Origin of the sequence: Pantoea sp. SOD02 (genome assembly GCF_024707505.1) — a bacterium.
In the GTDB taxonomy this organism is placed as follows: domain Bacteria; phylum Pseudomonadota; class Gammaproteobacteria; order Enterobacterales; family Enterobacteriaceae; genus Pantoea; species Pantoea symbiotica.
This window is the reverse complement of sequence record NZ_CP102605.1, coordinates 291,240-316,865: the sequence shown is the minus strand read 5'-3', so window position 1 is coordinate 316,865 and position 25,626 is coordinate 291,240. Positions and strand designations below refer to the sequence as shown.

Sequence of the window (25,626 nt, the reverse complement as noted above, 5' to 3'; positions counted from 1 at the left end):
CCATGATTATGATCGTTTCCTTCCCATTGAATCGATGAGAATTCATATGCCACTGCGTTCGCTTCAGGCTTTGTGTCTGGTTAACTTTTTTATGGCTGACGTTCGGGACGGTCTCGGCCCCTTCCTTGGCATCTTTCTCACCGAACGTCACTGGAATGCGGGCGATATCGGCTGGGTGATGACCGCCGGTGGCCTCGCCGGGCTTGTCGCTACGCTTCCGGCCGGGCTGGCAACTGACGCTACGCGCCATAAACGATCGCTGCTGCTTGCCGGTTCAATGCTGATCACTTGCACCACTTTGCTGCTCTGGTATTTCGATCAAGCCTGGATCACCGTTTTGTCGCAGATTGTCACTGGCCTCTCAGCGGCGCTCATTGCGCCTGTACTGACCGGCATTACTCTGGGTTTAACCGGCCCGGACGGTTTTGGTCAGCAAATGGGGAAAAATGAAGCCTTCAATCATGGCGGAAACATGACCGCTGCCATCATTGCTGGCGCTGCAGTGTGGTACTGGGGAACCGGCGCGGTGTTTGTGCTGATGACAACCATGGCGCTGTGTGCTGCGCTGGCTGTGCTGTTCATTCGCAGTGAAGAGATTGATGACGTCGCCGCGCGCGGTATGACAAGCGCTTCATCCGGCGATACCCTTCCGCGCCTCAGCCATGTTGTTCGCCATCCAGCGTTGATCATTACCGCGTTAACCCTGCTGCTGTTTCATCTGGGCAACGCAGCGCTGTTGCCGATGTTAAGTTTGCGCGTTGCCTCAGCGCACAGTGCTGAAATCAGCCCCGGACTTTACGCGGCCGCAACGGTGGTGATTTCTCAGTGCGTCATGATCCCGATGGCGCTCTATGCCGCACGCCATGCCTCGCGTTTCGGGTATACAAAGTTAATCACTTTGGCACTGTTGGTGTTACCGGTGCGTGCGCTGATTGCCTCCCTGTTTGACAGCACGTTTTCGATGGTTCCGGTGCAGATACTGGATGGAATGGCAGCGGGTTTGCTTGGCGTGGCGATCCCCGGCTACATTGTCAAAATCTTGCAAGGGAGCGGACATACCAACGCGGGACAGGGTTTTATCATGCTGATGCAGGGGATCGGCGCGGCAATGAGCCCGGCGCTGGCTGGGAATATTGCGGCTGCCTACTCCTATCATGTGACCTTTGCCGTGTTAGGCGTGATCGCCTGCGCAGCGCTGATGACATGGTGGATGGGCAGCCGACTATCAAATAAATCAGCCGCTCATACTTAGCTCAGTTGGAAACGCCCAACCGTGTTTGCCAGCTGCGAAGCCTGATCTTCCAGCGAACTGGCAGCGGCGGACATCTCCTGCACCAGCGCGGCGTTCTGCTGTGTGGTGCTGTCCATCTCGTTCACCGCGATGGTCACCTGGCTGATGCCACGCGCCTGCTCATCGGACGCAATCACAATTTCACCAATGATGGTGCGCACTGAATTCACCGCCTGCGTCATCTCCTGCATGGTTCTGCCAGCATCCTGCACCAGCTGCACACCGCTGCCGACGCGCTGCGTGGACTCCTGAATCAGCGCACCGATATCTTTCACCGCATTGGCGCTGCGCTGGGCCAGATTACGCACTTCCGACGCCACCACAGCAAAGCCGCGCCCTTGTTCACCGGCGCGTGCCGCTTCTACTGCGGCGTTAAGCGCCAGAATATTGGTCTGGAAGGCGATGCTGTTGATGATGGCGGTGATGTCGCCAATCTTCTTCGCGCTATCGTCGATCTGCGCCATGGTTTGCACCACTTCGCCCACCAGCGTTTCACCGCGGCTAGCGATATGCGTGGCATTGTCGGTCAATGTGGTTGCCTGATGCGCGTTGGTGGCGTTGTGTTTCACCGTGGCGGTGATCTGCTCCATGCTGGCGGCCGTTTGCTCCAGCGCGGCAGCTTGCTGCTCAGTGCGCGAGGCGAGATTGAGGTTTCCGCTGGCGATTTCACCCGCGCCCTGACGCACCGATGAACTGGCATCCTGAATCTGTCCCACAATCTCGCGCAGCTGGTTTTGCATGGTATGCAGCGCATAGAACAAGCTGCTGTTATCGCGCCCTTTCAGCGTGATGACGTTATCAAGTTTGCCATCGGCGACGGCCAGCGCGATGGTCGCAGCTTCCAGCGGTTCGCCACCAATCGGCTTCAGCACTTTGCGGCTGAACAGCATACCCAGTAGCGTACACACCACCAGAATGCTGATGATCATCAGGATCACCGCGTTGATCAGTTGTCGATGTGCCGCAGCCATCACCTGGCTAACCGGCGCAACCACGCCGAGATACCATTTCTGATCGCTGTTACCAATTACCACCGGCTGCCACGTCACCAACACATCTTCACCCAGCAAGGCATCATGATGTTCCATCACGCTGCTGCTGAAGTTGTTGGTATCGCCTTTCCACGGCTTGCTGGTCTGGTTTTTATCCGGATAAGAGACCACATTGCCCGCGCTGGAGAGCAACATCGCATAGCCGCTGCCTTCCCACGGTTTGATTTTGTTGACCTTCTCCTGCAGCGACGCCAGTGAAATATCGGACGTCACTACGCCCCACAGTTTGCCCTGGCTGACAATCGGTGCCGCCACCGAGGTCAGCAGCGTCGGCACGCCGTTGTAGGCGTAGCTGTATGGCTCGATCAGCATGTCTTTCTGGCTTTTTTGCGGCAGCAGATAGTAATCGCCCTGACCCGGCGTGAAGATTGAGGTCAGCGGATGCATGTTGAATTTGCCGCTTTGATCGCGGTCGACAAAGAACGCGTAGCGACCTTTCGGTGCCGCATTGGGTTGGGTGGCAAACTCCGCGTCACGTCCGTCGAAGGCGTTCTCTTCAAAGATCACAGAGATCGACAGATAATCGGGATTATCGCGTAGCGCGGATTCCATCAGCTTATCGGCGACTTTACGGTCCTGAATCCCTGCCGCTGGCAACGCGATTAGGCTGTGGCCAAGGTTATGCGCCACATCGCGCGCATAGCTGAGTTGATGCTGAATTTGCAGCGCCTGGCTTTGCGCTATCTGCTGCAGGTAGTTTTCAGCGAGCGACTTTTGTTCATTGCTGGATTGCCAGCTAAGCACGCCGATGGTCACGGCAAAGCCGAGCGTGATGGTTAAGGCGCCCGTCAGCAGCATCTGCGTGCGGGTGCTCATTTTTTTCTTAGGTGATGCGTGTTTGGCCATTATGGCGCTCCTGGAGTTGACACTTTTCGGTAATCAGAACCACTCCCTGTGCGCGTACATCCCTTTGAACACTCTATCGGCGCGCGGCGGGGGAACTTGATGGCAAAGGAGGTCGGATCAGAGCGCTATTGAATCGCCACGCGTGGCGTTATCCAGGTGCGCATGAATGCGCACCCTACGAAAACGCGCCAATCCTTGTAGGGTCGCCATTAATGGCGACCGGCATCAGATTCTCGCCCAATGCCCGCCCGCTCCCTTCTGGTCAATGAGCTGATTACAGGCTATTATTCAGCTCACTATATGAGCCGAATATCAATCCTATTCAGCTCATGCAATTCAGGAGTGAGCTTATGATGTGGATTTGGCAGCAGCCCGATTGGCCGCAGTTTCGCTGGCAAGATGAGAAGTTACTGCCGCGCCTGCGCCAGTTGCAGCAGCAACGGGGCGTGTTGCTGGGCCGTGCCAGCGTGCAAGATAACAGCGAGCAACAAACGCTGGATACGCTGCTCAGCAATATACTCTCTTCCTCAGCGATTGAAGATGAGCGCGTCAACGCGCAATCGGTACGATCTTCGCTTGCCCGTCGTTTAGGCGTTTCGCTCGATCAGCCTTACCCGGTTTCCGAACGTTCAGAAGGTTTGGCAACCATGATGCTGGATGCCATTACGCAACGCGATCAGGAATTAACGTTGGCGCGTTTGTGTCAGTGGCATCGCTGGCTGTTTCCCGAAAGTGAATGGACCATCAAGCGGCTAAATGTGGGTACGCTGCGCGGCGATGAGCCAATGCAGGTGGTTTCAGGCCGTATCGATCGACCAACGGTACATTTCGAAGCGCCACCACGCGCCGGGCTGGAAGCGCAGCTGGAGGAATTTATCGCCTGGTTTAATCACAGTCGCGAGGATCCGCTGCTCGATCCGCTGCTGCGCGCCGCGTTGTGCCACTTGTGGTTCGTTACGCTGCACCCGTTTGATGACGGTAATGGACGTATCACTCGCGCCCTCACCGATTTGGCGCTGGCGCAGGCTGATAGCCAGAGCATCCGTTTGTATGCCATGTCCGCATCGATTCTGGCGCGACGTGCCGACTATTACCGCATCCTGCAGGAGACGCAGCGCGGTGCAATAGACGTTACCGATTGGTTGCTGTGGTTTTGTGATGTGCTAAATGACAGTCTTGAACAGGCGCTGGAAACCGTCACGCGCACGCAAAATAAAGCGCGCTTCTGGTTGATGCACAACGCAGCTGAATTGAGTGCGGAGCAAACCCGCGTGCTGAATCGCTTACTGGATGGCGGAGAACAGGGATTCAGTGAAGGCATCAGCGCAGGTCAGTATCAGAAAGTGGCGAAAGTGAGTAAAGCCACGGCGACGCGACATCTGACTGAATTGCTGGCGAAAGGTTGTCTGGATAAATTACCGGGCGGCGGGCGAAGTACGCGGTATCAAATTAAATGTTGATGATGATTCAAAGACAAAAAAAGCCGCAATAAAATGCATTGCGGCTTGGTTTAGAAACTTACCGGTAAATCTGCTTACCCGGCAATTTGGGTTAGATTTTCGGACTTAACGTCAAATATTTTCCCACTGAGTTTCATTGAGAGGGTTGGCAGTTGCAGGAATAAATTCCACGCTTGTCTGATAAGCGTTAAACGAAATCTCTGCCATATCTGATTCGCTAATTTCAAGCTGCAACAACTCATTGTTGGCGATTGCGTCCTCTTCGGCGAACAGCGCTGGCATATCTTCTGGCAGCAACTCACTTAAGAAGTCCAGTGAAAATGCAGCTGGCGTCAACGTAATTACGAACGGTTCACTGATCGCGCCAGACGTTGCAGCGGTCAACTGATTTTCGCCGACGCTGAGAGTCGCTTGAATCTCCCACATTCCATAACTGTTTGCTACGTTACTGCCCAACACAGTGTTGTCTGATGCATAAAGCGTAACCAGCTGTTCAGGCGCTGCTTTGCCGACAATCATTGGATTTGCAACCTCGATTGATTCACCCGAGAACAAATATTCAGCACCAATCAGGTTATCGGCTTCTACACTGGCCAGAGTGATAGATACCGGTTCTTCTGCAGCAGTAACCACGGAGAAATGCAGTTCTCCACTTTGCTGTGAAGGGGTTGATACCGTCACTACGTGGTCACCCAGCGCTAAATCGCGATCGACACGGATTTCCCAATTACCGTAATTATCTGCCACGTCTTCGCCCATCGGGACGCCATCGACATAAAGCGTCACACGTTCCCAGGCACCCGCAGTGCCGTATAAAGTTGGGCGAGGATCATCAATGCGCGCGCCATCTTCATAAATACTCTGCTGCTGACCAACGCTGTCCCACATCGAGTGAATATTGGTTGGTGTATCCTGCGGCAGAAGCACCTCAAGAATGAATGGCGTACTCTCCTGCGTAGCCGTTTTCGCGACAAGGCTATGCGAACCACTGGTCAATGACTCTGTAATTTGTACTCGCCACAGCCCTGAATCATTAGCTTGCACGCTGCCGACCGCACGATCGCCAAGGTAAATCGTTACCCACTCACCACGTCCTGCCGATCCACCAAAGAATGGATTTGCATCATCAATGACACCACTGCCACTCCAGACTGAATCTGTTTTCGCGTACATGTCGTGGGCGTAGGTAATTTCCAGCGGCTCGTCTGTCGGGGCAGGCAACGCAACGGTCACCACGAACGGCTCACTTTGCTTTGTTGATGTGACCGCAATAATTTCATGCTGACCATCACCCAATGCGGCCAGAATCTTCAGTTCCCATTGACCCGCCATGTTTGCTTCGGTGACACCTAATAATTCGGTACCGCGATAAAGCGAAACCGTCTGATAAGGCAATGAACTACCGTAAAACGTTGGACTGGCATCATCAATAACACCGCTACCGCTAGGCAACCACTGCTGAGTACCCACATTATCCCAGACGATATTAATGCTAAGTGGTTCATCTTTAGGAAGGGAAATATAGACCTCGTAAGCATTACTTTCCTGGTGCGATGTTCTTGCGATCACATGATTGAGCCCCTCGGTGAGGGGAGTGGTGATTTCCAGCGACCAGTTGCCATTATCATTGGCTCTGACGCTACCCAGCACCGCATCGCCGCTATAAAGCGTTACCAATTCACGCGCACCGGCCGTGCCGTGGAAGGTCGGATGGGTATCGTCGGTGATATTATTGTTGCCAACCAGCCACATGTGCTCACCGACATTGTCGTAGGCTACCTGAATAGTGACAGGTGTGTTCTGCGGCAAGTTGAGGTTAACGATAAAACCTTCGCTTTGCATGTTAGCTGTTTTAGCTATTACGAGATTAGAACCTTGGTTCAACTCGACAGGAATTTCCAGACTCCAGTTGCCAAAGCGATCAGCTTTCACGCTACCAAGAACTTTGTTGCCGCTGTACAGCGTTACGATTTCATCGGCACCTGCGCGCCCCGTAAATGTAGGATTCGCATCATCAGTTGAGCCTCTACCGCTCGATAAAAATCCTTGCTCCGCCACATTATCAAACACGCTTGTAATGGTGACCGGGATATCTTGCTCAGCCTGGACATTGATAGCAAAAGCACCACTGCTTTTCGTGGCCGTTTTTGCCACTACGTAGTGACGTCCATTTTCCAGTGCCACTGGAATCTCGAGAGACCAGTAACCTGAGCCGTCTGCAGTTGTGCTGCCCAGCACTTTATCGCCGCTATAGAGCGTGACAACTTGCATCGCACCGGCACGGCCGGAGAAGGTTGGGTTCGCATCGTCAGTGCTGCCAATGCCGTTCATCAGGAACTGCGGTGCGCCGACGTTATCTTTGACTGAAGCAATGGTAACCGGCACATCGATAACTGTCTGAACATTGATGTTAAAACCACCGCTCTGCTGAGTTTCGGTTTTAGCAACCACATGATGACGACCATCGGTTAACGCCACAGGGATCTCCAGCGACCAGCGGCCTGAACCGTCCGCATTTACGCTGCCTAACACGGTGTTACCGCTGTAAAGGGTAACAAGTTGGTATGCGCCAGCATGACCCGAGAAGGTTGGATTCGCATCGTCGGTGCTGCCGATGCCGTTCATCAGGGACTGCGGCGTGCCGACATTATCCTGAACAGAAGCAATGGTAACCGGCACATCTTGCGGTAATTCAACGTTAATTCTGAAGACCATACTTTCACTGTTGCTGGTTCTTGCAGAAATTGAGTTCCAACCGCTGCCAAGTGAAACCGGAATTTCCAGAGACCAATAGCCGTCATCATTGGCAGTGGTGCTGCCCAGAATTTTATAACCATTGGATAGCGTAACGATTTGATTAGCTCCTGCCCGCCCTGAGAACGTTGGGTTCGCATCGTCAGTCTTGCCTACGCCATGCATCAGCCATTTAATATCGCCGACGTTATCCAGCACGCCATCGATGTAAACCGGAATAATAGGTTCTTCTGGAATTGCTACCGGCTGTGATTCGATAACAAACGCTGGGCTTTCTCGATGCGCGGTCTTGACAACAATGTTGTTAATACCATCAGGCAGTGCTGAAGAAAGTTCTATAGTCCACTGACCAAGTGAGTTTGACGTGGTAACACCCAGAAGAATATCGCCACTGTATAAACGAACTGTTTGATCGGCAGCCGCCGTACCCATAAATAATGGGCGATCCTCGGGCGTTAGTACCGCACCACTATCAATCAATTTACCGGTTGCACTCTCAGAAACTTGCGTAATGACCACTTCAACATCTTGTGGCAGTAATACGTTGATTCTAAAAGCACTACTGGTGTTTTCACCGGCTTTGGCGACGATGGAGTTCCAACCACTGCTTAATGCTATGGGGATCTCAACGTGCCAACGGCCCTCGTTATTGCTCCATGCACTGCCAATTGAAACATCACCGTTATACAACATGACCAAAGTATTTTTTGCGGCGGTACCCTGGAATGTTGGATGCTGATCATCAGTAGTTCCACGTCCATTCTGCAGCAGCTTGGTGGAACCAACGTTATCCCATACACGATCAATGGTGACTGGAATGATTATCTCAGGGTCGGTTGGGACAACGGGATCCGCAGGATATATATGATTAGCATCGATTTTTATTAGGAAAGGATCGCTAACCTGATCGCCTGATTTGGCATAAATTTCAAACTCAATATTGGTGTAACGAGACGGGAATATCTTTTGAGAACGCCAATTCCCATTCTCATCGGCTTTAACGGTGTCCAACACCAGGGCGGCTGAATAATTGCCTGGAAGTGAGAATAATAATGTAATGGTGGCAAAGGGTTCAGCCGTTCCAGAAAATATAGGTGAATGCTTGACGGTGTTACCACTGGTCACTTCTTGTTGGTACAGAAAATCCCGTGCTGTGGTAATTGCTAGAGGAAGCGTTTCACCCTCTGGTGGTTCGGTTGGTTCAACAGGTTCAACAGGTTCAACAGGTTCAACAGGTTCAACAGGTTCAACAGGTTCAACAGGTTCAACAGGGATAATTATCTCAGGATCTGTTGGTTCAACGGGTTCCACTGGATACACATGATTATCATCGATTTTTATCAGGAAAGGATCGCTAACCTGCTCACCTGATTTGGCGTAAATTTCCAACTCTACATTGGTGTAGCGAGACGGCAATGGCCTTTGAGAACTCCAATTTCCATTAGCATCGACCTCAATAGTTTCTAAAATGAGAGGAGTAAGATGTTTACCCGCGGTGGTAAATAGTAACTGAATGATGGCATAAGGTTCAGCTGTGCCAGAAAACAACGGCGAATGCTTAACGGTGCCACCGCTGGTCACTTCCTGTTGGTACAAATAATCTCGTGCTGTGACAACAGCCAGAGGAAGTGTTTCACCTTCTGGTGGTTCGGTTGGTTCTGTAGGCACGACAGGTGCTGTGGGTTCTTCTGGTGCAATTGTTTCTGCAGGATATTGATAACCTGGGACCACTTTAATTTGGAAGACAGGACTAATCTGGTCACCTGACCTGACATAGACATCTAAATCCCGATTAATAAATTGTCCCGGAATACTTTTTGTCGAACGCCACACGCCGTCAGCGTCGACGGGGACACTTTCCAGCACAATACCGCCAGATAAATATCCCTTCAGATAATAAACGATTTCCACGGTAGAGTGCGGTTCAGCTGTCCCAGTAAAGTCTGGGGAGCGAGCTACTTTGCCACCACTGGCCACGGATATATTCTCGGCCCAATCCCATGCCGAGTTGATTACCAGCGGAATAGGCTCGGCCACGGTTGGAACAACTACAACGTGGAAATTAGCTACGCTGGTATCGCCACTTGAGACGCTGATTTCGAGCGATGTGTTTAAAATACGATCCACGGGAAGCGAATCAGGGCTAAATGTCCAATGACCGGTTTCATTTGCCGTTACGGTCGCATACATCGTTTCTCTGCCGGTATTGATCGCGATTTCTACGGTCGCCAGCGCAGCTGCGGTGCCAGACAAAACAGGCCTGGAGGTCAACTCGCTGCCGCTTTCTACCAGATTCCCCGTTACTGCATCCCGCACTTCCAGCGTTACCGGAATAGCGGTTGCTTCGATGTTCACTACAAAGTTGGCGCTTTGAGATTGTTCAGTCTTGGCCACAATGTTGTTGCTGCCCGCGGGTAAGTCCTGATTGATTTCCAGAGACCATTCCCCACGAGCATTGGCTTTCACTGAGCCGAGTGCTACCAATCCTGCATACAACGTAACGATTTCGTTCGCACCCGCCATGCCATAAAAGGTAGGACGTGTGTCATCCATTGAACCCCGGCCATTGCCCAGGTATTGATGGTTTTTAACATTATCTTCTGCTGTAGCGATGGTGACCGGCGTAACCTTAGCCGTTCTAAGGGATGATGAAGGGGTATTGTTAAAGTTATTCATTGGAGCTTCCTTGTTTAGAATAAACGCTCCACATGTTAATCATCAGCTTTAAAAAAATTGCCCAAGACAATTCTTGGATTTAAAAATCAAAGAAACTTCTTATAACCATCAATGATAAAATTTATTTATATACCAATTAATATTTATCTAGCCTGTGAGGGTTCATGATTACTTTTAATTAAAACCACCTCTTTTTAATTAAAAAGAATCTAAAACTTAAAGTTTTTATTTCGCAATTTTAATAGAGGGCATAGTGAAAATCCTCAGCTATGCCCTCTATTCGTGTGACCCGTGCGCCGGGATCACAAAATCATTTAAGCCGCTTTAACCGCGCGAACTTTCTTTTCCGGCGCTGCCGCTTCCACTTCGGTCTCGGTTTCCGCAGAAGCTTCAGGCGCTTCCGCAACCTCTTCTTCCTTTACGATATCCGGCAGTTTGCTGGTGCGCAGGATATGCTGCACAGCATCTTTCTGTTCAGCCAACAGCAGACCCAATGCTTCGGCCTGCGCTTCACCCAATTCTGGCTGATGCTGCTGCAGCCAATCGGTAAAGGCGTCTGCCATATCGAGCATTTTGTCCCAGGCATCCGCGTCTTTTTTATTGGCAAACGTCATCTTTTCTTCACCCTTTCTGACTACAACATATTTGGTTTCGACTGCCATGATGCACCTCGGTTAACTGTATTTATATACAGTATATTCTGATCAAACTTTCTCAGGCAATCACTTTCTGCCTTTAAGCCAGTAATTCTTCCAGGAACAGCGCCAACGCTTTGCGCGGATCGTCCTCTTCCGAGACGATCATCTCAATACCCCATTGTCCCAACACCTCTTTCGCCACCGGATTATTGCGGTTGGTGAACAGGTACGATTTGGGACGTGCAGTAGCCAATCCGGTGCGGCCCCACATTTTTGTCAGGCGGTAGAATAACAGACGGATGTTGAAATCGCTGATGCTGTAGCCCACAAACAACACCGAGTTGCCCATCACGTCGTGCGTGAGTTTGATATCCAGCGGCGAATCAAAATAGAGGCGTTCGAAGTAGCTACTTTCATCCAGCACGATGGAGGTATCGTCGTCGAAATCACCATGTAGCTTGATGATATGGCGCTTATCTTCGGTCAACGATACCAAATCTGCTGCGTTCGCCACTTTGCTGTAAGGCACGTTGTGCGCCTCATGCGCCATCTCCAGCCAGCGATCGTAATTGGTGGTATAGATGCGTGAGAAGTTGCCTTGCGTGATCATGGTGTGGATTTCAGAACTGCGCACGTCAATATCCGGGCGATGCCATTCGCGATCCATCCAGCTGCGCAGCGGTCCCAGCGAGCCTTTACGCTGTTTGTAATACTCCGCCAGCGATAAATGCGTGCCGTAGGTATTGAAGATTTTCGGGTCGTAGCCCAGTTCTTTAGCCAGATGCGCAATCAGCTCATGCCATTCCGGCAGGCCAAGATTGCGTGAAATGCCCGCACCGGCAAACAGGATCAGTTTACCGGCATCGTAGGCGCGTTTTAGCTCGGGTTTCATGCCAATCCCCGCGATGTTTTCAAAAAGGTCGCGAAGCGGTCCAGCGCCAGGCGACGCATTGAAATCTCATTTTTTAGCTCGCCCATTTCGGCGAAGGTTTGCGTGTGCCCTTCCGGGATAAACACGCAGTCCCACTGAAATTCGCGAGGACCAGCAGGCTCGGTGGCGATGGTGCCGCGCAGTTCGCCTTCGAACTGATACATTTTTTGCCCGTCACAATAGCCGAGCACGGTTTTCGCCGTGACGCACGGACTATCCAGCCCGTTCACCAGTTTAGTGAAGCGCTCGGCATTCAGGCGGCTCCAGAAGATGCGCGTCAGCCCGGCCGGCAAGCCGTTCAGACCATCCAGATAGAGCCCGGTATGCTCGACAAACAGCGGACGACCAATAATCGAGAACGCTTTGGTGAGCTTGTCGCGCACCAGTTCGACCTCATTTTCAGTCTGAATCTCTTCAATACGGCGTGCGATAGGCAGCACTTCGACACCGACCGGCTCAAGGATGGTACGCACCTCGGCCAGCTTTAGCTCGTTGGCAGACAGGAATCGTATTTTCATTGCAATCAGTACGTTGAAAGTGGGTTTAAGCTCGGTAAAAGCCTCTCCGTTGGTAGTTGATTCTAACGTGCATACCGGGAACTGGGTAGGAACAATCAATTATTTAAGTAAACAAAACTATGACTTTCACCAGGCATGAATCTAAAATAATTATGCGCCGCTATTTGAAAAATATGACAAAGAAAAATGAGAACCTCAGATGATCTCTTATTTTAATTCCAGATATTCCATGCTAAGAGATTTGCCCTTCATTTTGCAGGGTGATAATCCAGAGAAAAAATTACGCCTAACGCTGCTGATTGCTGGATTCTCCAGCATTCTGGCGGGTTTTTATATGATTGTGACCAATTTCATTCGGGGAGAAAATGGTGTTTCAGCCTTATATTGCCTGAGCACCACGATAGGATTTTATATTGTGGTAGCGGCTTTTAGTAACCGGCTGAACAAACATCTCTACATCATCGTCCATGCTTTGTTACTGATCATAATGCTGCTTTTCCTGCTGGATAATGGTCATGCGGTAGAGAAACACTCCGAGTACAATTATTTGGTGGCGTTAACCGTGGGTTCGGCATTGGTATTGCGCCAGCAAACCACTTACTTAAGTAAAATATTCCCGTTAATCTGCCTGGCGGTTTATCTCTTTTTTATTTCTACCGGATTAACATGGCAACATAGCGCCTTTCAGCTCAATATTCCGCATGAGTCCGGCTTTTATATCGTTAACTGTGCTGTGCCGATGATCGCACTCTTGTTAACCGCATTCACACTGCGTGGCAACTACTCCGAAACCGATTTAATCAAACGCGAACTTTCGCAAGCCATCGAAAAAAATCAGCTGGAACTCTATTACCAGCCACAGGTGAACAACAATAAAAAACTGATCGGATTTGAAGCCTTGCTACGCTGGAAGCATCCTTCTAAAGGCTTTATCTCGCCAGAAGTGTTTATTCCCGTGGCCGAGAAAAGCGGTTTGATAATAGAGATTGGCAAATGGGTGATGGAACGCGCCTTGCAGCAAATCGCCGAATGGGATCGCGGTCAGTATCTCGGTGATTTGGCCTTTTCCATTAACATCAGTCCGCTGCAGTTGATACACCGGGATTTCACTCAGGATACCTTGCTGACGCTGTCACATTATAAAATCCGTCCAGAACGCCTCAAGTTTGAAATTACTGAAACTACCTTTGTCTATGATCAAAAGCGCATTGGAGAGGTGATCAGCCATTTTAGCCAGCTGGGCGTTAAATGGGCGATTGATGACTTTGGCGTTGGCTATTCATCGCTTAAGTCGATCAGTGATTTCGCCATTAATGATATTAAGATTGATAAATCATTAATCATGCAGATTTTTAAAAATGAATCATCCGCGATTGTGGTGCAGAAAACCATCGAGTTATCGCGGGAAATGGGACTGAATGTGCTCGCCGAAGGCATTGAGAGTGAGGAGTATTTCACCTACCTGCGTGATAAAGGTTGTCATCTGTTTCAGGGCTACCATTTCGCCCGTCCGCTGCCGGTTGCTGATGCGCTGGTATGGATCAAAAAAGCGAAAATATAACCCAGCTTTGTAGGGTCGCCATTTATGGTGACCAGGTGCGCATAAATGCGCACTCTACAAAAACGCGCCTTATATTCGTACGATCGGCATTTATGGTGGCCAGGTGCGCATAAATGCGCACCCTACAAAACCGCGCCATATATTCGTACGATCGGCATTTATGGCGACCAGGTGCGCATTAATGCGCACCCTACAAAACCGCGCCATATATTCGTACGATCGGCATTTATGGCGACCAGGTGCGCATGAATGCGCACCCTACAAAACCGCGTTATATATTCGTAGGGTCGCCATTCATGGCGACCGTTCCATCACATACAATTCAAAACAGCAGTTTCGCAAGAGAAAGTCCCGCGCCTAAGGTTACAAACTGGGTAGTCACCATCCATTTGGTTTGTGTGATCATCGCTTTATACAAATCGACCTTTATCGCCGCAACATCCTCCTTAGTGGCGTAATTGGACTTGATCACCGCCACATCCGCTTTAACCGCAGCCACATCCTCCTTAGTCGCATAATTTGACTTGATTACCGCCACATCAGAGACCAGCGTAGTAACCTGATCTTCCAGCCTTTTAACACGCTCTTGCATTCCTTTACCTCCGCTCGATGGTTGTCCGCCCTGCTTGCGTTTACGTTGACGGCACGTATAATTGATAACACTTTTATTTAACGGTTCAGCTAACATTATTTCACCCCAATCGTTTCCATCTTTGATTGGGTAATGCAGGTTGACGGTAGCCCATACAATCAAATTCCCTTTTGCAATGGTAAACGTTAAACACCGCACTCGCCCAAGACCGTGAACATCTTAGCACTTGTTTTTTTCACAAACATTAGTGAATTGAATAAGAAATTTAAAATAATTGTCAAAAAAACAAAGAAGACAATTAATTAACAGAGCCAGTAACAACCCACCTACAAATAAATGTGAGCCAGCCTAAATCCTAATGAAATAAAAAAAGCTCACAACTTTTACATCGTGAGCTTTCTCGCAAAATTAGGCGTATTAGAAAATCACTGATAAACAATCCCCGGCGGATTGACCTGCGAGGTTTCCACCGCCTCTTCTTGTTCGCCCCAGCGTGCCAATACTTGTTTATATTCGCCGCTGGCAATCGCACCGTTGATCGCCTGTTGCAGCGCCACATCCAATCCATTGCCTTTTTTAGTGGTCACCGCCACCCACGCACGAAAAGGCCCGTGGCCGACGATTTTGGTTTGCCCGCGCGAAGCAACTTTCCATGCTGCCATCGCCTGCGGACCAAACGAGGCATCGGCACGCCCGGACAGCAGCGCCAACGTAGCCGCAGCATCATCGTTGAGATAGATCGGCTGCACCGGCGCTAAACCCTGCGCGCGGTTCTTCTCATCCCAGCTGAGTAAAATCCGTTCCTGATTGGTGCCCGAACCGACGATGATGCGCTTACCGGCCACGTCTTCGCGGCCTTTGATCGCGGTGATCGCGCTGTTGGTTTTCACCGCAAATGCATGGTTATCCGCGCGATAGGTGGCGAAATCGAACTTCTTTTTGCGCTCTTCGGTAACGGCAATATTGAACATCGCCACGTCGTAACGTCCGGCGGTGATGCCCAGCGGCCAATCTTCCCAGGCAGCTGGCACCAGTTTCAGTTTTAAGCCCAAACTGTCCGCCAGCAAACGTGCAATATCCGGATCGCTGCCAATCAGCGTTTTATTATCCGATGCCCACAACCCGATCGGCGGCGAATTCATTGACGTAGTGGCAACGGTTAAATAGCCGGGATTAACAAAATGAAAACCCGCCGGAATTTTCTCGATAGCCTGTGGATTCGCCGCAATATTGATCGGCGTTTCATTATTTTTGGCATCCAGCGTTTCTGCTGCGATGGCAGGCGCGCTAAACATCACTGTCAGTAACGCCGCAATAATCACTCGTTCCATTAAAGTACCCGCGCCAGAAAACGTTTGGTGCGCTCGTGGCGCGGCTGATTCAATACCTGATTGCTGCTGCCCTGCTCGACGATGCGGCCATCGACCATAAACACCACGTTATCTGCCACTTCACGCGCAAAACCGACTTCGTGCGTCACGATCACCAGCGTGGTGCCGGAACGCGCCAGCTTTTTGATCACATCCAGCACTTCGCCCACCAGTTCGGGATCGAGCGCCGACGTCGGTTCATCAAACAGCATCACACGTGGGTTAAGCATCAAGGCTCGCGCAATCGCGATACGCTGCTGCTGGCCGCCCGACAAATGGCGTGGCCAGGCATCGGCTTTGTGGCGTAAACCCACCACATCCAGCAGCTCACCGGCACGATCGATCGCTTCACGGCGCGACAGCTGACGATGCGCAATCGGGGCTTCGATCAGGTTATCCAGCACCGTCAGATGCGGGAACAGATTGAAGTTCTGGAACACGTAGCCAACGTTGATGCGCTGACGCAGAATCGCCTTCTCTTTCAGCTCATACAGTTTGTCGCCGCGCCGCTGATAACCGATGTAATCGCCATCGATCTGGATATAACCTTCATCGACGCGCTCCAGATGGTTGATGGTGCGCAGCAGCGTCGATTTACCCGAACCGGATGGCCCGAGAATCACCGTCACCGACCCCGGTTCCAGCTCCAGCGACACATCATCCAGCGCTTTCAGTTTGCCGAACGACTTGCTCACGCCGGTAATGCTAATGGCGCCAGCGCTATGCAGATTGCGGTAATCAATGGCTTCGGACATGGGAAAGCTCCTCGGTTGCAGGTTTGGCGCTGCGGTTACGCCATTGACGCCAGCGCGACGGCTGCGGTTCACGGGTGACACTGCGCGCCAGCCAGCGCTCAACGCTGTGCTGCAGCAGTGACAATACGGTGGTGATGATCAGATACCAGGCCGCACCGACCATCAGCAGCGGAATCACCTGCTGCGTGCGGTTGTAGATCATCTGAATGGTGTAAAACAGTTCCGGCATCGCCAGCACGTATACCATCGAGGTGCCTTTGGCGAGGCTGATGATTTCATTAAAAGTGGTGGGAATAATCGCGCGCAGCGCCTGCGGCAGAATAATGCGGAAGGTGCGACGCGTGGAGGATAATCCCAACGCAGATGCTGCTTCAAACTGGCCGTGATCGACACCCAAAAAGCCGCCGCGAATGATCTCAGCGCTATAAGCGCTCTGCACCAGCGTCAAACCAATCACCGCCGCCGGGAACTGGCCGAGCACGTTGATGGTCTGGAAGTGGCCCCACGACAGCGCGGTAAACGGAATGCCGAGCGACAGCGTGTCGTACAAATACGAGAAGTTGTAGAGGATGATCAGTACAACAATCAGCGGCAGCGAGCGGAACAGCCAGATATAGCCGAACGCCAGCGTACTCAGCAGCCACGATGAAGAGAGGCGCGCCAGCGCCAGCAATCCGCCAAAAATCAGGCTGAGAATGGTGCCAAACAGCGTCAGTAACAGCGTTTGCCCCAAACCGCTGAGGATCACCGGATCAAAAAACCATTTGGCGAACACGCCCCATTCCCAGCGCGGGTTGAAAGCAACCGAATCAATTACGCTAGCCAGAATAAACAGCGCGACAATCGCGCCGACGGTACGTGCCGGATAACGCGCCGGCACCACGGTTAAACGTTGTGGTTCATTACTCATAACAACTCCTTAGCTGGCCTGCGCCACGCTATGCACATCAATCACTTTCAGGAAGCGCAAGCGTCCATCGTGTGGCGGCTGGCTGTAGACTTCCATATCCTCCAGCAGCGCAAACTGCGGCTGATAACCGTGGCCGATATACAACTTCACCGCTTCCGGCTGGCGGAAACCGGTGGTGAGAAACACTCGCTGGTAGCCTGCACGCAGCGCGCGACGCTCCAGTTCCTGCAGAATCAGCAGCGCCAATCCCTGACGTCGTAGATCGCTGCGCGTCCAGATGCGTTTAAACTCGGCGGTCACCGCGTCATAAGGTTTGTACGCGCCCATCGCGATGATCTCGCCGTCACGCTCCAGCACGATAAACAGCCCACGCGGCGGCAAATACCATTCGGTCAGCTCAACCTCTTTTTGGCTGGTGAAGAACGCGCCGTAGCGCGCGCTGTATTCACCAAACAGACCGGTCAAAATCGGCTGCAATTCAGGCGCTTCCGGTGACACTTCACGGAACATTTGCTCGCTCATGCGGCCTCCTTAATCGCCCAATCCGGCCGGATTGATCTCGGAACTGTCGATACGCTCAACGCCTTCACCCCAGCGCTTCAGCACCTTGTCGTAATCGCCGTTTTTGATTACGCCATTCAGCGCGGTGTTGATCGGCTGCACCAGGCCGCCATCTTTCTTCACTGTTACCGCGATGTGCGCCGCTTTTGGCCAGCCGCCATCAACGCTGCCAACCAAACGCGTTTGCTTAGTCAGCGCAGCTTTCCATGCGCCAATCACGTTCGGACCAAAAAAGGCATCCGCGCGACCAGACTGCAGCGCCAGCGTTTGTGCCGCATCGTCTTTGGTATACACCGGCGTAAACGGCTTCAATCCTTTGGCCTGATTGGCTTTATCCCACGCCAGCAGGATCGACTCCTGATTGGTGCCAGAGCCGACGATAATGCGCAGCCCGGCAATATCTTCCGCTTTGGTGATCGCCTTAATCGGGCTGCTGGATTTGACGTAAAAACCAAGTGAATCTTTGCGATAGGTGGCGAAATCGAAGCGCTCTTTGCGCTCTTTAGTGACGGTGACGTTACTGATCGCCGCATCGTATTTGCCTGAAGCCACGCCCAGCGGCCAGTCTTCCCACGAAGTTGGCACTACGTTGAGTTTCAAACCCAGGCTGTCGGCGACTAAGCGGGCGATATCTACTTCACTGCCGAGCAGGGTTTTGTTGTCATCACTGAATACGGTTAATGGCGGCGAATTCAGCGCGGCCACCGCCACGGTGAACGAACCCGGCACGGCGAAGCGATGTCCGGCTGGGATCTGTGCGACTGCGGCGTCATTCTTCGCGGTGTTGACCGGCGTTTTGTTGGCTTCAACACTGACGTTCTGACCGTTCACCGCCACATCTTCGGCGAATACAGCGCTGCTCATGCCCAGCAACAGCAGCGCGATAAGGGATTTTTTCTGCATAGCGTTTTTTCTCGTGTTTTATTTTTGTGTGTATTGATTAACCGGATCTTTCAAACCAAAGCTGGCGCGCAGCGTGGTGCCGGGATATTCGCTGCGGGTTAACCCGCGCGCTTGCAGAATCGGTACCACGCGATCGACAAAGCGTTCGAAGGTATCTGGCGTGCCGCCCTGAATGATGAAACCATCGGTCGCTTCGCTCTCAAACCACAGCTGCAAACCGTCGGCCACCTGCTCTGGCGTGCCGTGAAACAGCGGACGCGGCGTGGCGGCTTCCAGCGCCGCCTGACGCAGCGTGTGGCCATGCTCGCGCGCCTTGCGTTTGATTTCGTCGGTGGTGCTGCGGAAGCTGTTTTGACCGATATCGCCGAGTGCCGGGAACGGCTCATCGAGCGGATATTGTGAGAAGTCGTGATGATCAAAGAAGCGACCGAGATAGTTGAGCGCATCTTTGATGGAAACCAGCGCAGCGGTGGTTTGATACTGCAGCTCCACGTCTTCCGCACTGTCGCCCACAATCACGCCAACGCCCTGGAAAATATGCAGATCGCCCGGCTCGCGACCATTCGCTACCAGCTGTTTTTTCACATCGCGGTAGAATTCCTGCGCCTCTTCGCGCGTGGGCTGATGGGTAAAGATGGCGTCGGCATGTTTAGCGGCCAGCTTGCGGCCATCTTCTGATGCGCCCGCCTGGAACACCACCGGACGGCCTTGCGGCGTGCGTTCGATATTCAGCGGTCCTTGTACCTGGAAGAAATCGCCGTAGTGATTCAGCGTGTGCAGCTTCTCGGGATCAAAGAACTGGCCGCTCTGTTTATTCCGCACGAAAGCGTCGCCTTCCCACGAATCCCACAGCCCTTTCACCACTTGCAGATACTCGTCGGCGATACGATAGCGCAGCGCGTGTTCTGGGTGCTGCTGGCGCGAGAAGTTCTTCGCCGATCCCTCCAGCGGCGAGGTCACTACGTTCCAGCCCGCACGGCCGCCGCTCAGATGATCGAGGCTGGCAAACTGCCGCGCCACGGTGAACGGCTCGCTGTACGAAGTGGAAACCGTGCCGACCAAACCGAGATGCTCGGTAACGCCCGCCAGCGCCGACAGCAAGGTCAGCGGCTCGAAGCGATTGAGAAAATGGGGAATCGATTTTTCGTTGATGAACAGGCCATCGGCAACAAACAGGAAATCCAGCTTGCCCGCTTCCGCCTTGCGTGCAATGTGTTTGGCGTAATCAAAATTGATGCTGGCATCCGCCAGCGCCGCCGGATGACGCCACGCGGACATATTGCCGGATGCGCCATGCAGAATGGTGCCCAATCGCAGTTGTCTTGCAGTCATAATGTTCTCTCTTTTGCCAAAGCGCAGCCTGACGGCGACATCGTGTCGCCGTGCAGAATCAGAATGAAATCAGTGAATCGAGCTAGTTCAGAATGGCGTCACGACATCGCGCGTTGAGGTGCTGCAACGCTTGCTGAGCCAGTTGCGTAAAGTAGTGTGCAGCGGGGGCAATAAGCGCTTCATCGGGGTTGAAGCCGCCATGATGCAGACCAAATTCGCTCGCGCTGCCAATGCTGACAAACGCGCCGGGGATCTGCTGTAAGTAGTAAGCGAAATCTTCGCCGCCGAGGTGCAGCTCAGCGGTCTGCACGCGGTAGCCCGCCTGCTGCGCCACGTTGCTGGCAAACTGCGCCCAACGCGCATCGTTCTCCAGCACCGGCGGACCGGGATGCCAGCTAAAAGAGGCGCTGGCACCGTTGGCGGCGGCGATGTTCTCGACCAGCGTGCGGGCGCGCTGTTCCAGCTCTGCGCGCACCTGTTTGTCATGGGTGCGCACCGTGCCGCCAAATTCGGCCTCGCCGGGCAGCACGTTCCAGGTTTTTCCGGCGTCGATGCGCGTAACGCTGAGCACCAAGCTGTCCAGCGTGTTGAAGCTGCGGCTGGTGAGCGATTGCAGCGCCTGAATGATCTGGCTGGCGACCACAATGCTGTCCACGCCCTCTTCCGGATGCGCGGCGTGCGCCCCTTTGCCGGAAACGCGCACGATAAATTTATCCGCATTGGCGTAAAACGCGCCGCCGCGTGTGGCGAAGGTGCCGGTCGGCAAACCGGGTTCATTGTGCATACCGAAAATCGCCTGCACACCGTCCAGCACGCCCGCATTGATCATCTGACGTGCGCCGGTGGCGTTCTCTTCCGCCGGTTGGAACAGAATACGAATGCGGCCAGGCAATTGATCTTCAACGGCTTTCAGCTGCAAGGCCGCGCCGAGCATCACGGCGCTGTGTACATCGTGGCCGCAGGCGTGCATCACGCCGCTGTTGCGCGAACGGTAAGCAAGTCCGGTGGCTTCGTGAATCGGTAGTGCATCGACATCGGCACGCAGCGCAATCAGCTTGTCGCCGCGCCCCACTTCCACGATCACGCCGGTTTCCAGCGGATAATCCAGCAGACGCAAACCGGCATCCTGTAACCAGCGACGCAGGCGCGCGGTGGTTTCGACTTCGCGACCGGATAACTCCGGCCAGCTGTGCAGCTCACGTCGCCAGTCAATCAGCTGATGTTCGCTAAATTGCGTCATACCTGCCTCCGTAAGCAGCAAATCAAGCCGTGACTAAACGGTGAGTGGCCAGCAGTTCGAGTGATTTCACGCGCGCCTGCTCTTCAGCCACCGGCGTATCAATCACGAACTCTTCAATGCCGAAATGCTGATGCAGCGCATCCAGCTTGGCATGCACCTGCGCGGCGGTGCCTTTCAGCAGCGATGGCGTGCGCGGTTCAATCACGTAATCGCTGTAACCGCCCTGACGCACGTAACGTTCGGCCTGCTCGACGCTGCCGACGTTGACGCTGGGGCCATCTTTCACGCTGACGTGATACACGCGCAGGTTATCTACCAGCAGATCGGCTTCCGCCGGAGAATCTGCCACCACCACTTGCACCGCCACCAGCGCGCGCTGGCCGTTGCTGTGTTGGCGATAACTGTTAAGGACTTTTTCCATTAATTGCGGATCGCCGTTGTGATGCGCGGCAAACACCAGCTGCCAGCCGAGTTCCGCCGCCAGTTTGGCGCTCTCTTCACTGGCACCCAGCAGGAAGCGATTAGCCGGACGCGGCGGCTGCGGCGTGGCGCGCAGAATCTCTTCATCGCCCACCGGCGGCACTTGCAGCCAGCTATCCAGCAGCGTCAACTGTTCGGCGAAGCTGCCTTTCTCTTGCAGATGCACGCCAAGCTGCAGCGCACGCGTCGAAAGCGGCAAGCCGCCTGGCGCTTTGCCGACGCCGACGTCAATGCGTCCCGGCGCTAATGACGCCAGCAAGTTGAAGTTTTCCGCCACTTTGTACGGGCTGTAGTGTTGCAGCATCACGCCGCCGGAGCCGACGCGAATATGTTGCGTCTGGCCGATGATCCAGGCGATCAGCAGTTCCGGCGACGGACTCGCCAGACGATCGCTATTGTGGTGTTCCGCCAACCAGAAGCGGTGATAACCCCAGCTTTCCGCCTGCTGCGCCAGCTGTAATGTGCGGTGAAGCGCGTGGCTGGCTGTCTCTCCATCAGCAATCGGCGATTTATCCAGCAAACTCAGTCGGTATGACATGCGCCTTATCCTTTTCGTCATGAATATGGCGAGTAGTGTGTGGCGCAGAAGGCGGGTTCGTAAAACATGATATTGTCGTATCTATATTTACTTTATGCATATCAGGGAGATAGATTGGACCGTTTGGTTTAAACTCCTTTGAAAACACACAATTATCCCCGCTAAATATGGATTGTTGCGGCGATGTTTTGAAAATGTGATATTCAATATAAAATTATTAAAACATCGTTTCAAAATGTGACGCAATTCATCCAATCGCAATTCCCTTATTTTTCCAGCCACTATTTTCTCTATGCTGGCACCACGCGGCACCTCTCGACAAAATCAATGCGCCGCACCTTCCTGCCTCCCCCTTAGCTGGAGAAAAAGCATGACGTTTAAAAAATTACTTCTGGTAGTTTCGTTATCCTCTGCGGCAGCGTTTTGCCCTGCTGTGGCGTCCGCTAAAGTCATCAAAGTAGCCGAAGTACAACCAGCGGGTTATCCCACCGTGGTGGCACTTGAACACATGGGCGAGAAGCTGAAAAAAGCCACTGACGGGCGGTTAGAAATGAAGGTTTACGCCGGTGGCGTGTTGGGTGATGAAGACCAAACCCTGCAACAGGTACAACTGGGCGCGATTGATATGATTCGCGTATCGCTGGCACCGGTCACCAGCATCGCGCCGGAAACCAGCGTATTAACCTTGCCGTATGTTTTTCGCGATGAGGACCATATGCACAAGGTGCTGGATGGTGATATCGGGAAAAATATCGTTGAGAAATTCGATAACGATCCCAACGCCCGCATGATTTTCCTCGGCTGGACCGACGCTGGTGTGCGCAACATGATCACCAAAAAACCGATCGCCAAACCCGAAGATCTTAAGGGCATGAAGATCCGCGTGCAAAACAGTGCGATCTCGTTGGCGACCTTGAAAGCGATGGGAGCGAATCCGGTCGCCATGGGCGTGAGCGAAGTGTTTAGCGCCATGCAAACCGGCGTGGTCGATGGCACTGAAAACAACCCGCCCACCTTTGTCGCCCACAACTATATGCCCGTTGCGAAGTACTACACGCTCACTGGCCACTTCATTCAGCCTGAAATGATTCTCTACTCCAAACCGTTGTGGAATCGTCTCTCGGCGGATGACCAGGCGTTGCTGAAGAAATTAGGCAAAGAGGCGCAGGAGGAAGAACGTCAGCTTTGGGCAACCTACACCCAACAATCCATCGAGAAGATGAAAGCCGGTGGCGTGACCTTCCAGGAAACCGACCGTGAAACCTTCATGAAAGCCACGCAGCCGGTGCGCGATCAGTTTGGCGGCAAATATCAGGATTTGATGAAACAAATTGCTGATGTGAAGTAATCCTCCCTACGCCACGTGCCTGCGTGGCGTTTTAACCAGGTAAACATTATGACTGCATATTCTCGTCTGATGGATGGGCTTTATTTGCTGTGCACGGCGATTGCCGCCGTTGCCTTGCTGATCATGGTAACGGTGATTCCCATCGGGATTTTCTCACGCTATGTGCTGAACGACGCGTTATCCTGGCCAGAGCCGGTCGCCATCATTTGCATGATCATCTTTACCTTTATTGGTGCGCCAGTCGGGTTCCGCGCCGGTACGCATATTTGTGTCTCGATGATGACTGACCGGCTCTCGCCAGCGAATCAGCGCTGGCTGCTGAAGTTGTCTGATGCGCTGATGATCATCACCTGTCTGGTGATTTTCCGCGCCAGTTACAACCTGTGTGAAGCGATGTGGGTGCAAACGCTGGCTTCATTGCCGGTGGTGACCTACGGCGAAATGTATTTGCCGATTCCGGTTGGCGCGATCTTTACGCTGTTGTTTGTGATTGAGCGATTAATTAATGGCGATCAAAGCCAACGCGCCATCGTGACTCTTGGCGGCACCCACTAAGCGGAGAAGAAAATGGACGCACTGATTTTGATAGGCAGTTTGGTGGTGTTGCTGCTGGTGGGTTTCCCGGTGGCATTCGCCGTTGGATTGAGCGCCTTTATCGGCGCATGGTGGATCGACTTACCGCTGGAAGCGGTGGTGATTCAGATTACCAACGGCATCAATAAGTTTTCGCTGCTGACCATTCCCTTCTTTATTCTGGCTGGCGCGATCATGGCGGAAGGCGGCATTGCGAGACGGCTGGTCAACTTTGCCTATATTTTCGTAGGCTTTATTCGCGGCGGTTTGTCGCTGGTGAATATTGTCGCCTCAACATTCTTTGGCGCGATTTCGGGATCTTCGGTAGCGGATACCGCCTCGATTGGGTCGGTGATGATTCCGCAGATGGAGGAGAAAGGCTATCCGCGTGATTTCGCCGCAGCGGTGACCGCCAGCGGCTCGGTACAAGCAGTATTAACCCCGCCCAGCCACAACTCGGTGATTTATTCGCTCGCCACCGGCGGCGTTGTCACCATCTCTTCCCTGTTTGTCGCCGGGATCATTCCCGGCCTGCTGCTGGGTTTCTGTTTGATGGTCATGTGCCTGGGCTTTGCGCGTAAACGTGGTTACCCCAAAGGCGAGCGCATCCCTTATAAGCAGGCGTTGAAAATCTTCTTCGATGCGTTTTGGGGCCTTTTCACCATTTTCATCATTCTCGGCGGGATTCTTTCGGGTGTTTTCACTGCCTCAGAATCGGCGGCCATCGCCTGCATTTGGGCGTTCTTTGTCACCATGTTTATTTACCGTGATTTCAAATGGACGCAATTGCATATTCTGGTATTCCGCACCATCAAAACGGTGACTATTGTGATGGTGTTGATCGCCTTCGCAGCCGGTTTCGGTGCGGTGATGACCTTTATGCAATTACCCACCATCATTACCGAAGCCTTTACCCAATTCTCCAGCAACAAATATGTGATTTTGATGTGTATCAACCTGCTATTGCTGGTGGTGGGAACGCTAATGGACATGGCACCGCTGATCCTGATTTTGACCCCGGTACTGTTACCGGTGGCCACCGCGTTAGGCGTCGATCCGGTGCATTTCGGTATGATTATGCTGACCAACCTGGGCATCGGTTTAATTACGCCACCGGTCGGCACGGTATTATTTGTCGCCAGCGCAGTGAGCAAACAAAAGATTGAGCAAGTGGTATCCGCCATGCTGCCCTTCTATGGCATGTTGTTTATTGTGCTGATGCTGATTACCTATATTCCGGCGATATCGCTGTGGTTACCGCGTTTGATGGGCGTGATGTAAAAAGGTGCGCATGAAT

General features: G+C 52.7%; 20 protein-coding genes. 6 read left to right on the top strand and 14 right to left on the bottom strand.

Annotated features, from left to right (window positions below; all coding sequences use genetic code 11):
- The first annotated feature begins 46 nt into the window (after positions 1–46).
- On the top strand, positions 47–1,252 hold the full coding sequence (locus NR302_RS20955; RefSeq protein WP_258145717.1) for an MFS transporter: 1,206 nt from the start codon (positions 47–49) through the stop codon (positions 1,250–1,252).
- Here NR302_RS20955 and NR302_RS20950 read toward each other — a convergent pair.
- The gene (locus NR302_RS20950) at positions 1,249–3,189 is read right to left on the bottom strand and encodes a methyl-accepting chemotaxis protein (RefSeq protein ID WP_258145716.1); all 1,941 of its coding nucleotides are present in this window, start codon (positions 3,187–3,189) and stop codon (positions 1,249–1,251) included. The genes NR302_RS20955 and NR302_RS20950 overlap by 4 nt on opposite strands.
- 350 nt (positions 3,190–3,539) lie before the next feature.
- On the opposite strand from NR302_RS20950, the gene NR302_RS20945 reads away from it, so the two are divergent.
- Positions 3,540–4,649 (top strand): Fic family protein, encoded by a 1,110-nt coding sequence (locus NR302_RS20945; RefSeq protein ID WP_258145715.1) that lies wholly within the window; start codon positions 3,540–3,542, stop codon positions 4,647–4,649.
- 111 nt (positions 4,650–4,760) lie between these two features.
- Here the strand turns inward: NR302_RS20945 and NR302_RS20940 are convergent, their stop codons facing one another.
- From NR302_RS20940 to NR302_RS20925, 4 genes are all read right to left on the bottom strand, one after another.
- Positions 4,761–10,079 (bottom strand): Ig-like domain-containing protein, encoded by a 5,319-nt coding sequence (locus NR302_RS20940; protein ID WP_258145714.1) that lies wholly within the window; start codon positions 10,077–10,079, stop codon positions 4,761–4,763.
- Between the two features lie 314 nt (positions 10,080–10,393).
- A complete protein-coding gene (locus NR302_RS20935; protein WP_258145713.1) occupies positions 10,394–10,741 on the bottom strand; it encodes a YebG family protein in 348 nt (115 codons plus the stop codon).
- Positions 10,742–10,814: 73 nt separating this feature from the next.
- Entirely contained in the window at positions 10,815–11,609 is a 795-nt protein-coding gene (locus tag NR302_RS20930) for an SIR2 family protein (protein ID WP_008108794.1), read from the bottom strand.
- Entirely contained in the window at positions 11,606–12,166 is a 561-nt protein-coding gene (locus NR302_RS20925) for a non-canonical purine NTP pyrophosphatase (RefSeq protein WP_008108796.1), read from the bottom strand. Before NR302_RS20925 ends, NR302_RS20930 begins: the two co-directional genes overlap by 4 nt.
- Positions 12,167–12,365: 199 nt before the next feature.
- Here NR302_RS20925 and NR302_RS20920 point away from each other — a divergent pair, with 199 nt between their 5' ends.
- The gene (locus NR302_RS20920) at positions 12,366–13,727 is read left to right on the top strand and encodes a bifunctional diguanylate cyclase/phosphodiesterase (protein ID WP_258145712.1); all 1,362 of its coding nucleotides are present in this window, start codon (positions 12,366–12,368) and stop codon (positions 13,725–13,727) included.
- Between the two features lie 322 nt (positions 13,728–14,049).
- Here the strand turns inward: NR302_RS20920 and NR302_RS20915 are convergent, their stop codons facing one another.
- The 9 genes from NR302_RS20915 to NR302_RS20875 all read right to left on the bottom strand — a co-directional run bounded on the left by NR302_RS20915 (position 14,050) and on the right by NR302_RS20875 (position 22,408).
- Entirely contained in the window at positions 14,050–14,415 is a 366-nt protein-coding gene (locus NR302_RS20915; RefSeq protein WP_258145711.1) for a hypothetical protein, read from the bottom strand.
- A gap of 329 nt (positions 14,416–14,744) precedes the next feature.
- Positions 14,745–15,650, bottom strand: coding sequence for an ABC transporter substrate-binding protein (locus tag NR302_RS20910; protein WP_258145710.1), 906 nt, complete (start codon positions 15,648–15,650; stop codon positions 14,745–14,747).
- On the bottom strand, positions 15,650–16,444 hold the full coding sequence (locus NR302_RS20905; RefSeq protein ID WP_008108807.1) for an amino acid ABC transporter ATP-binding protein: 795 nt from the start codon (positions 16,442–16,444) through the stop codon (positions 15,650–15,652). Before NR302_RS20905 ends, NR302_RS20910 begins: the two co-directional genes overlap by 1 nt.
- Positions 16,428–17,354: an amino acid ABC transporter permease gene (locus NR302_RS20900; RefSeq protein WP_008108808.1), complete on the bottom strand. Its 927-nt coding sequence runs from the start codon at positions 17,352–17,354 to the stop codon at positions 16,428–16,430. The genes NR302_RS20905 and NR302_RS20900 overlap by 17 nt, the downstream gene beginning before the upstream one ends.
- Before the next feature lie 9 nt (positions 17,355–17,363).
- A complete protein-coding gene (locus tag NR302_RS20895; protein ID WP_258145709.1) occupies positions 17,364–17,876 on the bottom strand; it encodes a GNAT family N-acetyltransferase in 513 nt (170 codons plus the stop codon).
- A 9-nt stretch (positions 17,877–17,885) separates the two neighbouring features.
- Positions 17,886–18,818, bottom strand: a complete 933-nt coding sequence (locus NR302_RS20890) for an ABC transporter substrate-binding protein (RefSeq protein WP_258145708.1) — start codon at positions 18,816–18,818, stop codon at positions 17,886–17,888.
- A gap of 18 nt (positions 18,819–18,836) precedes the next feature.
- Positions 18,837–20,150, bottom strand: coding sequence for an LLM class flavin-dependent oxidoreductase (locus NR302_RS20885; protein ID WP_258145707.1), 1,314 nt, complete (start codon positions 20,148–20,150; stop codon positions 18,837–18,839).
- An 82-nt stretch (positions 20,151–20,232) separates the two neighbouring features.
- Positions 20,233–21,390, bottom strand: coding sequence for an amidohydrolase (locus NR302_RS20880; RefSeq protein ID WP_258145706.1), 1,158 nt, complete (start codon positions 21,388–21,390; stop codon positions 20,233–20,235).
- 22 nt (positions 21,391–21,412) lie between these two features.
- Positions 21,413–22,408 carry an MsnO8 family LLM class oxidoreductase gene (locus NR302_RS20875; protein ID WP_179452703.1) on the bottom strand — a complete coding sequence of 332 codons (996 nt, stop codon included), beginning with the start codon at positions 22,406–22,408 and terminating at the stop codon, positions 21,413–21,415.
- 370 nt (positions 22,409–22,778) lie between these two features.
- Here NR302_RS20875 and NR302_RS20870 point away from each other — a divergent pair, with 370 nt between their 5' ends.
- The 3 genes from NR302_RS20870 to NR302_RS20860 are packed head-to-tail and all read left to right on the top strand — an operon-like array spanning position 22,779 to position 25,610.
- Positions 22,779–23,756, top strand: coding sequence for a TRAP transporter substrate-binding protein (locus NR302_RS20870; protein WP_008108819.1), 978 nt, complete (start codon positions 22,779–22,781; stop codon positions 23,754–23,756).
- Positions 23,757–23,804: 48 nt separating this feature from the next.
- Positions 23,805–24,311: a TRAP transporter small permease gene (locus tag NR302_RS20865; RefSeq protein WP_258145705.1), complete on the top strand. Its 507-nt coding sequence runs from the start codon at positions 23,805–23,807 to the stop codon at positions 24,309–24,311.
- Positions 24,312–24,323: 12 nt separating this feature from the next.
- On the top strand, positions 24,324–25,610 hold the full coding sequence (locus NR302_RS20860) for a TRAP transporter large permease (RefSeq protein ID WP_008108821.1): 1,287 nt from the start codon (positions 24,324–24,326) through the stop codon (positions 25,608–25,610).
- Positions 25,611–25,626: the final 16 nt, after the last annotated feature.

What these genes read in the sequence shown, in the direction of transcription:
- NR302_RS20860 (WP_008108821.1), top strand. Translation starts at nt 24,324, where the DNA reads ATGGACGCACTGATTTTGATAGGCAGTTTGGTGGTGTTGCTGCTGGTG.
- NR302_RS20915 (WP_258145711.1), bottom strand. Translation starts at nt 14,415, where the DNA reads ATGTTAGCTGAACCGTTAAATAAAAGTGTTATCAATTATACGTGCCGT.
- NR302_RS20895 (WP_258145709.1), bottom strand. Translation starts at nt 17,876, where the DNA reads ATGAGCGAGCAAATGTTCCGTGAAGTGTCACCGGAAGCGCCTGAATTG.
- NR302_RS20910 (WP_258145710.1), bottom strand. Translation starts at nt 15,650, where the DNA reads ATGGAACGAGTGATTATTGCGGCGTTACTGACAGTGATGTTTAGCGCG.
- NR302_RS20935 (WP_258145713.1), bottom strand. Translation starts at nt 10,741, where the DNA reads ATGGCAGTCGAAACCAAATATGTTGTAGTCAGAAAGGGTGAAGAAAAG.
- NR302_RS20930 (WP_008108794.1), bottom strand. Translation starts at nt 11,609, where the DNA reads ATGAAACCCGAGCTAAAACGCGCCTACGATGCCGGTAAACTGATCCTG.
- NR302_RS20865 (WP_258145705.1), top strand. Translation starts at nt 23,805, where the DNA reads ATGACTGCATATTCTCGTCTGATGGATGGGCTTTATTTGCTGTGCACG.
- NR302_RS20905 (WP_008108807.1), bottom strand. Translation starts at nt 16,444, where the DNA reads ATGTCCGAAGCCATTGATTACCGCAATCTGCATAGCGCTGGCGCCATT.
- NR302_RS20925 (WP_008108796.1), bottom strand. Translation starts at nt 12,166, where the DNA reads ATGAAAATACGATTCCTGTCTGCCAACGAGCTAAAGCTGGCCGAGGTG.
- NR302_RS20890 (WP_258145708.1), bottom strand. Translation starts at nt 18,818, where the DNA reads ATGCAGAAAAAATCCCTTATCGCGCTGCTGTTGCTGGGCATGAGCAGC.
- NR302_RS20880 (WP_258145706.1), bottom strand. Translation starts at nt 21,390, where the DNA reads ATGACGCAATTTAGCGAACATCAGCTGATTGACTGGCGACGTGAGCTG.
- NR302_RS20945 (WP_258145715.1), top strand. Translation starts at nt 3,540, where the DNA reads ATGATGTGGATTTGGCAGCAGCCCGATTGGCCGCAGTTTCGCTGGCAA.
- NR302_RS20885 (WP_258145707.1), bottom strand. Translation starts at nt 20,150, where the DNA reads ATGACTGCAAGACAACTGCGATTGGGCACCATTCTGCATGGCGCATCC.
- NR302_RS20950 (WP_258145716.1), bottom strand. Translation starts at nt 3,189, where the DNA reads ATGGCCAAACACGCATCACCTAAGAAAAAAATGAGCACCCGCACGCAG.
- NR302_RS20870 (WP_008108819.1), top strand. Translation starts at nt 22,779, where the DNA reads ATGACGTTTAAAAAATTACTTCTGGTAGTTTCGTTATCCTCTGCGGCA.
- NR302_RS20920 (WP_258145712.1), top strand. Translation starts at nt 12,366, where the DNA reads ATGATCTCTTATTTTAATTCCAGATATTCCATGCTAAGAGATTTGCCC.
- NR302_RS20955 (WP_258145717.1), top strand. Translation starts at nt 47, where the DNA reads ATGCCACTGCGTTCGCTTCAGGCTTTGTGTCTGGTTAACTTTTTTATG.
- NR302_RS20900 (WP_008108808.1), bottom strand. Translation starts at nt 17,354, where the DNA reads ATGAGTAATGAACCACAACGTTTAACCGTGGTGCCGGCGCGTTATCCG.
- NR302_RS20875 (WP_179452703.1), bottom strand. Translation starts at nt 22,408, where the DNA reads ATGTCATACCGACTGAGTTTGCTGGATAAATCGCCGATTGCTGATGGA.
- NR302_RS20940 (WP_258145714.1), bottom strand. Translation starts at nt 10,079, where the DNA reads ATGAATAACTTTAACAATACCCCTTCATCATCCCTTAGAACGGCTAAG.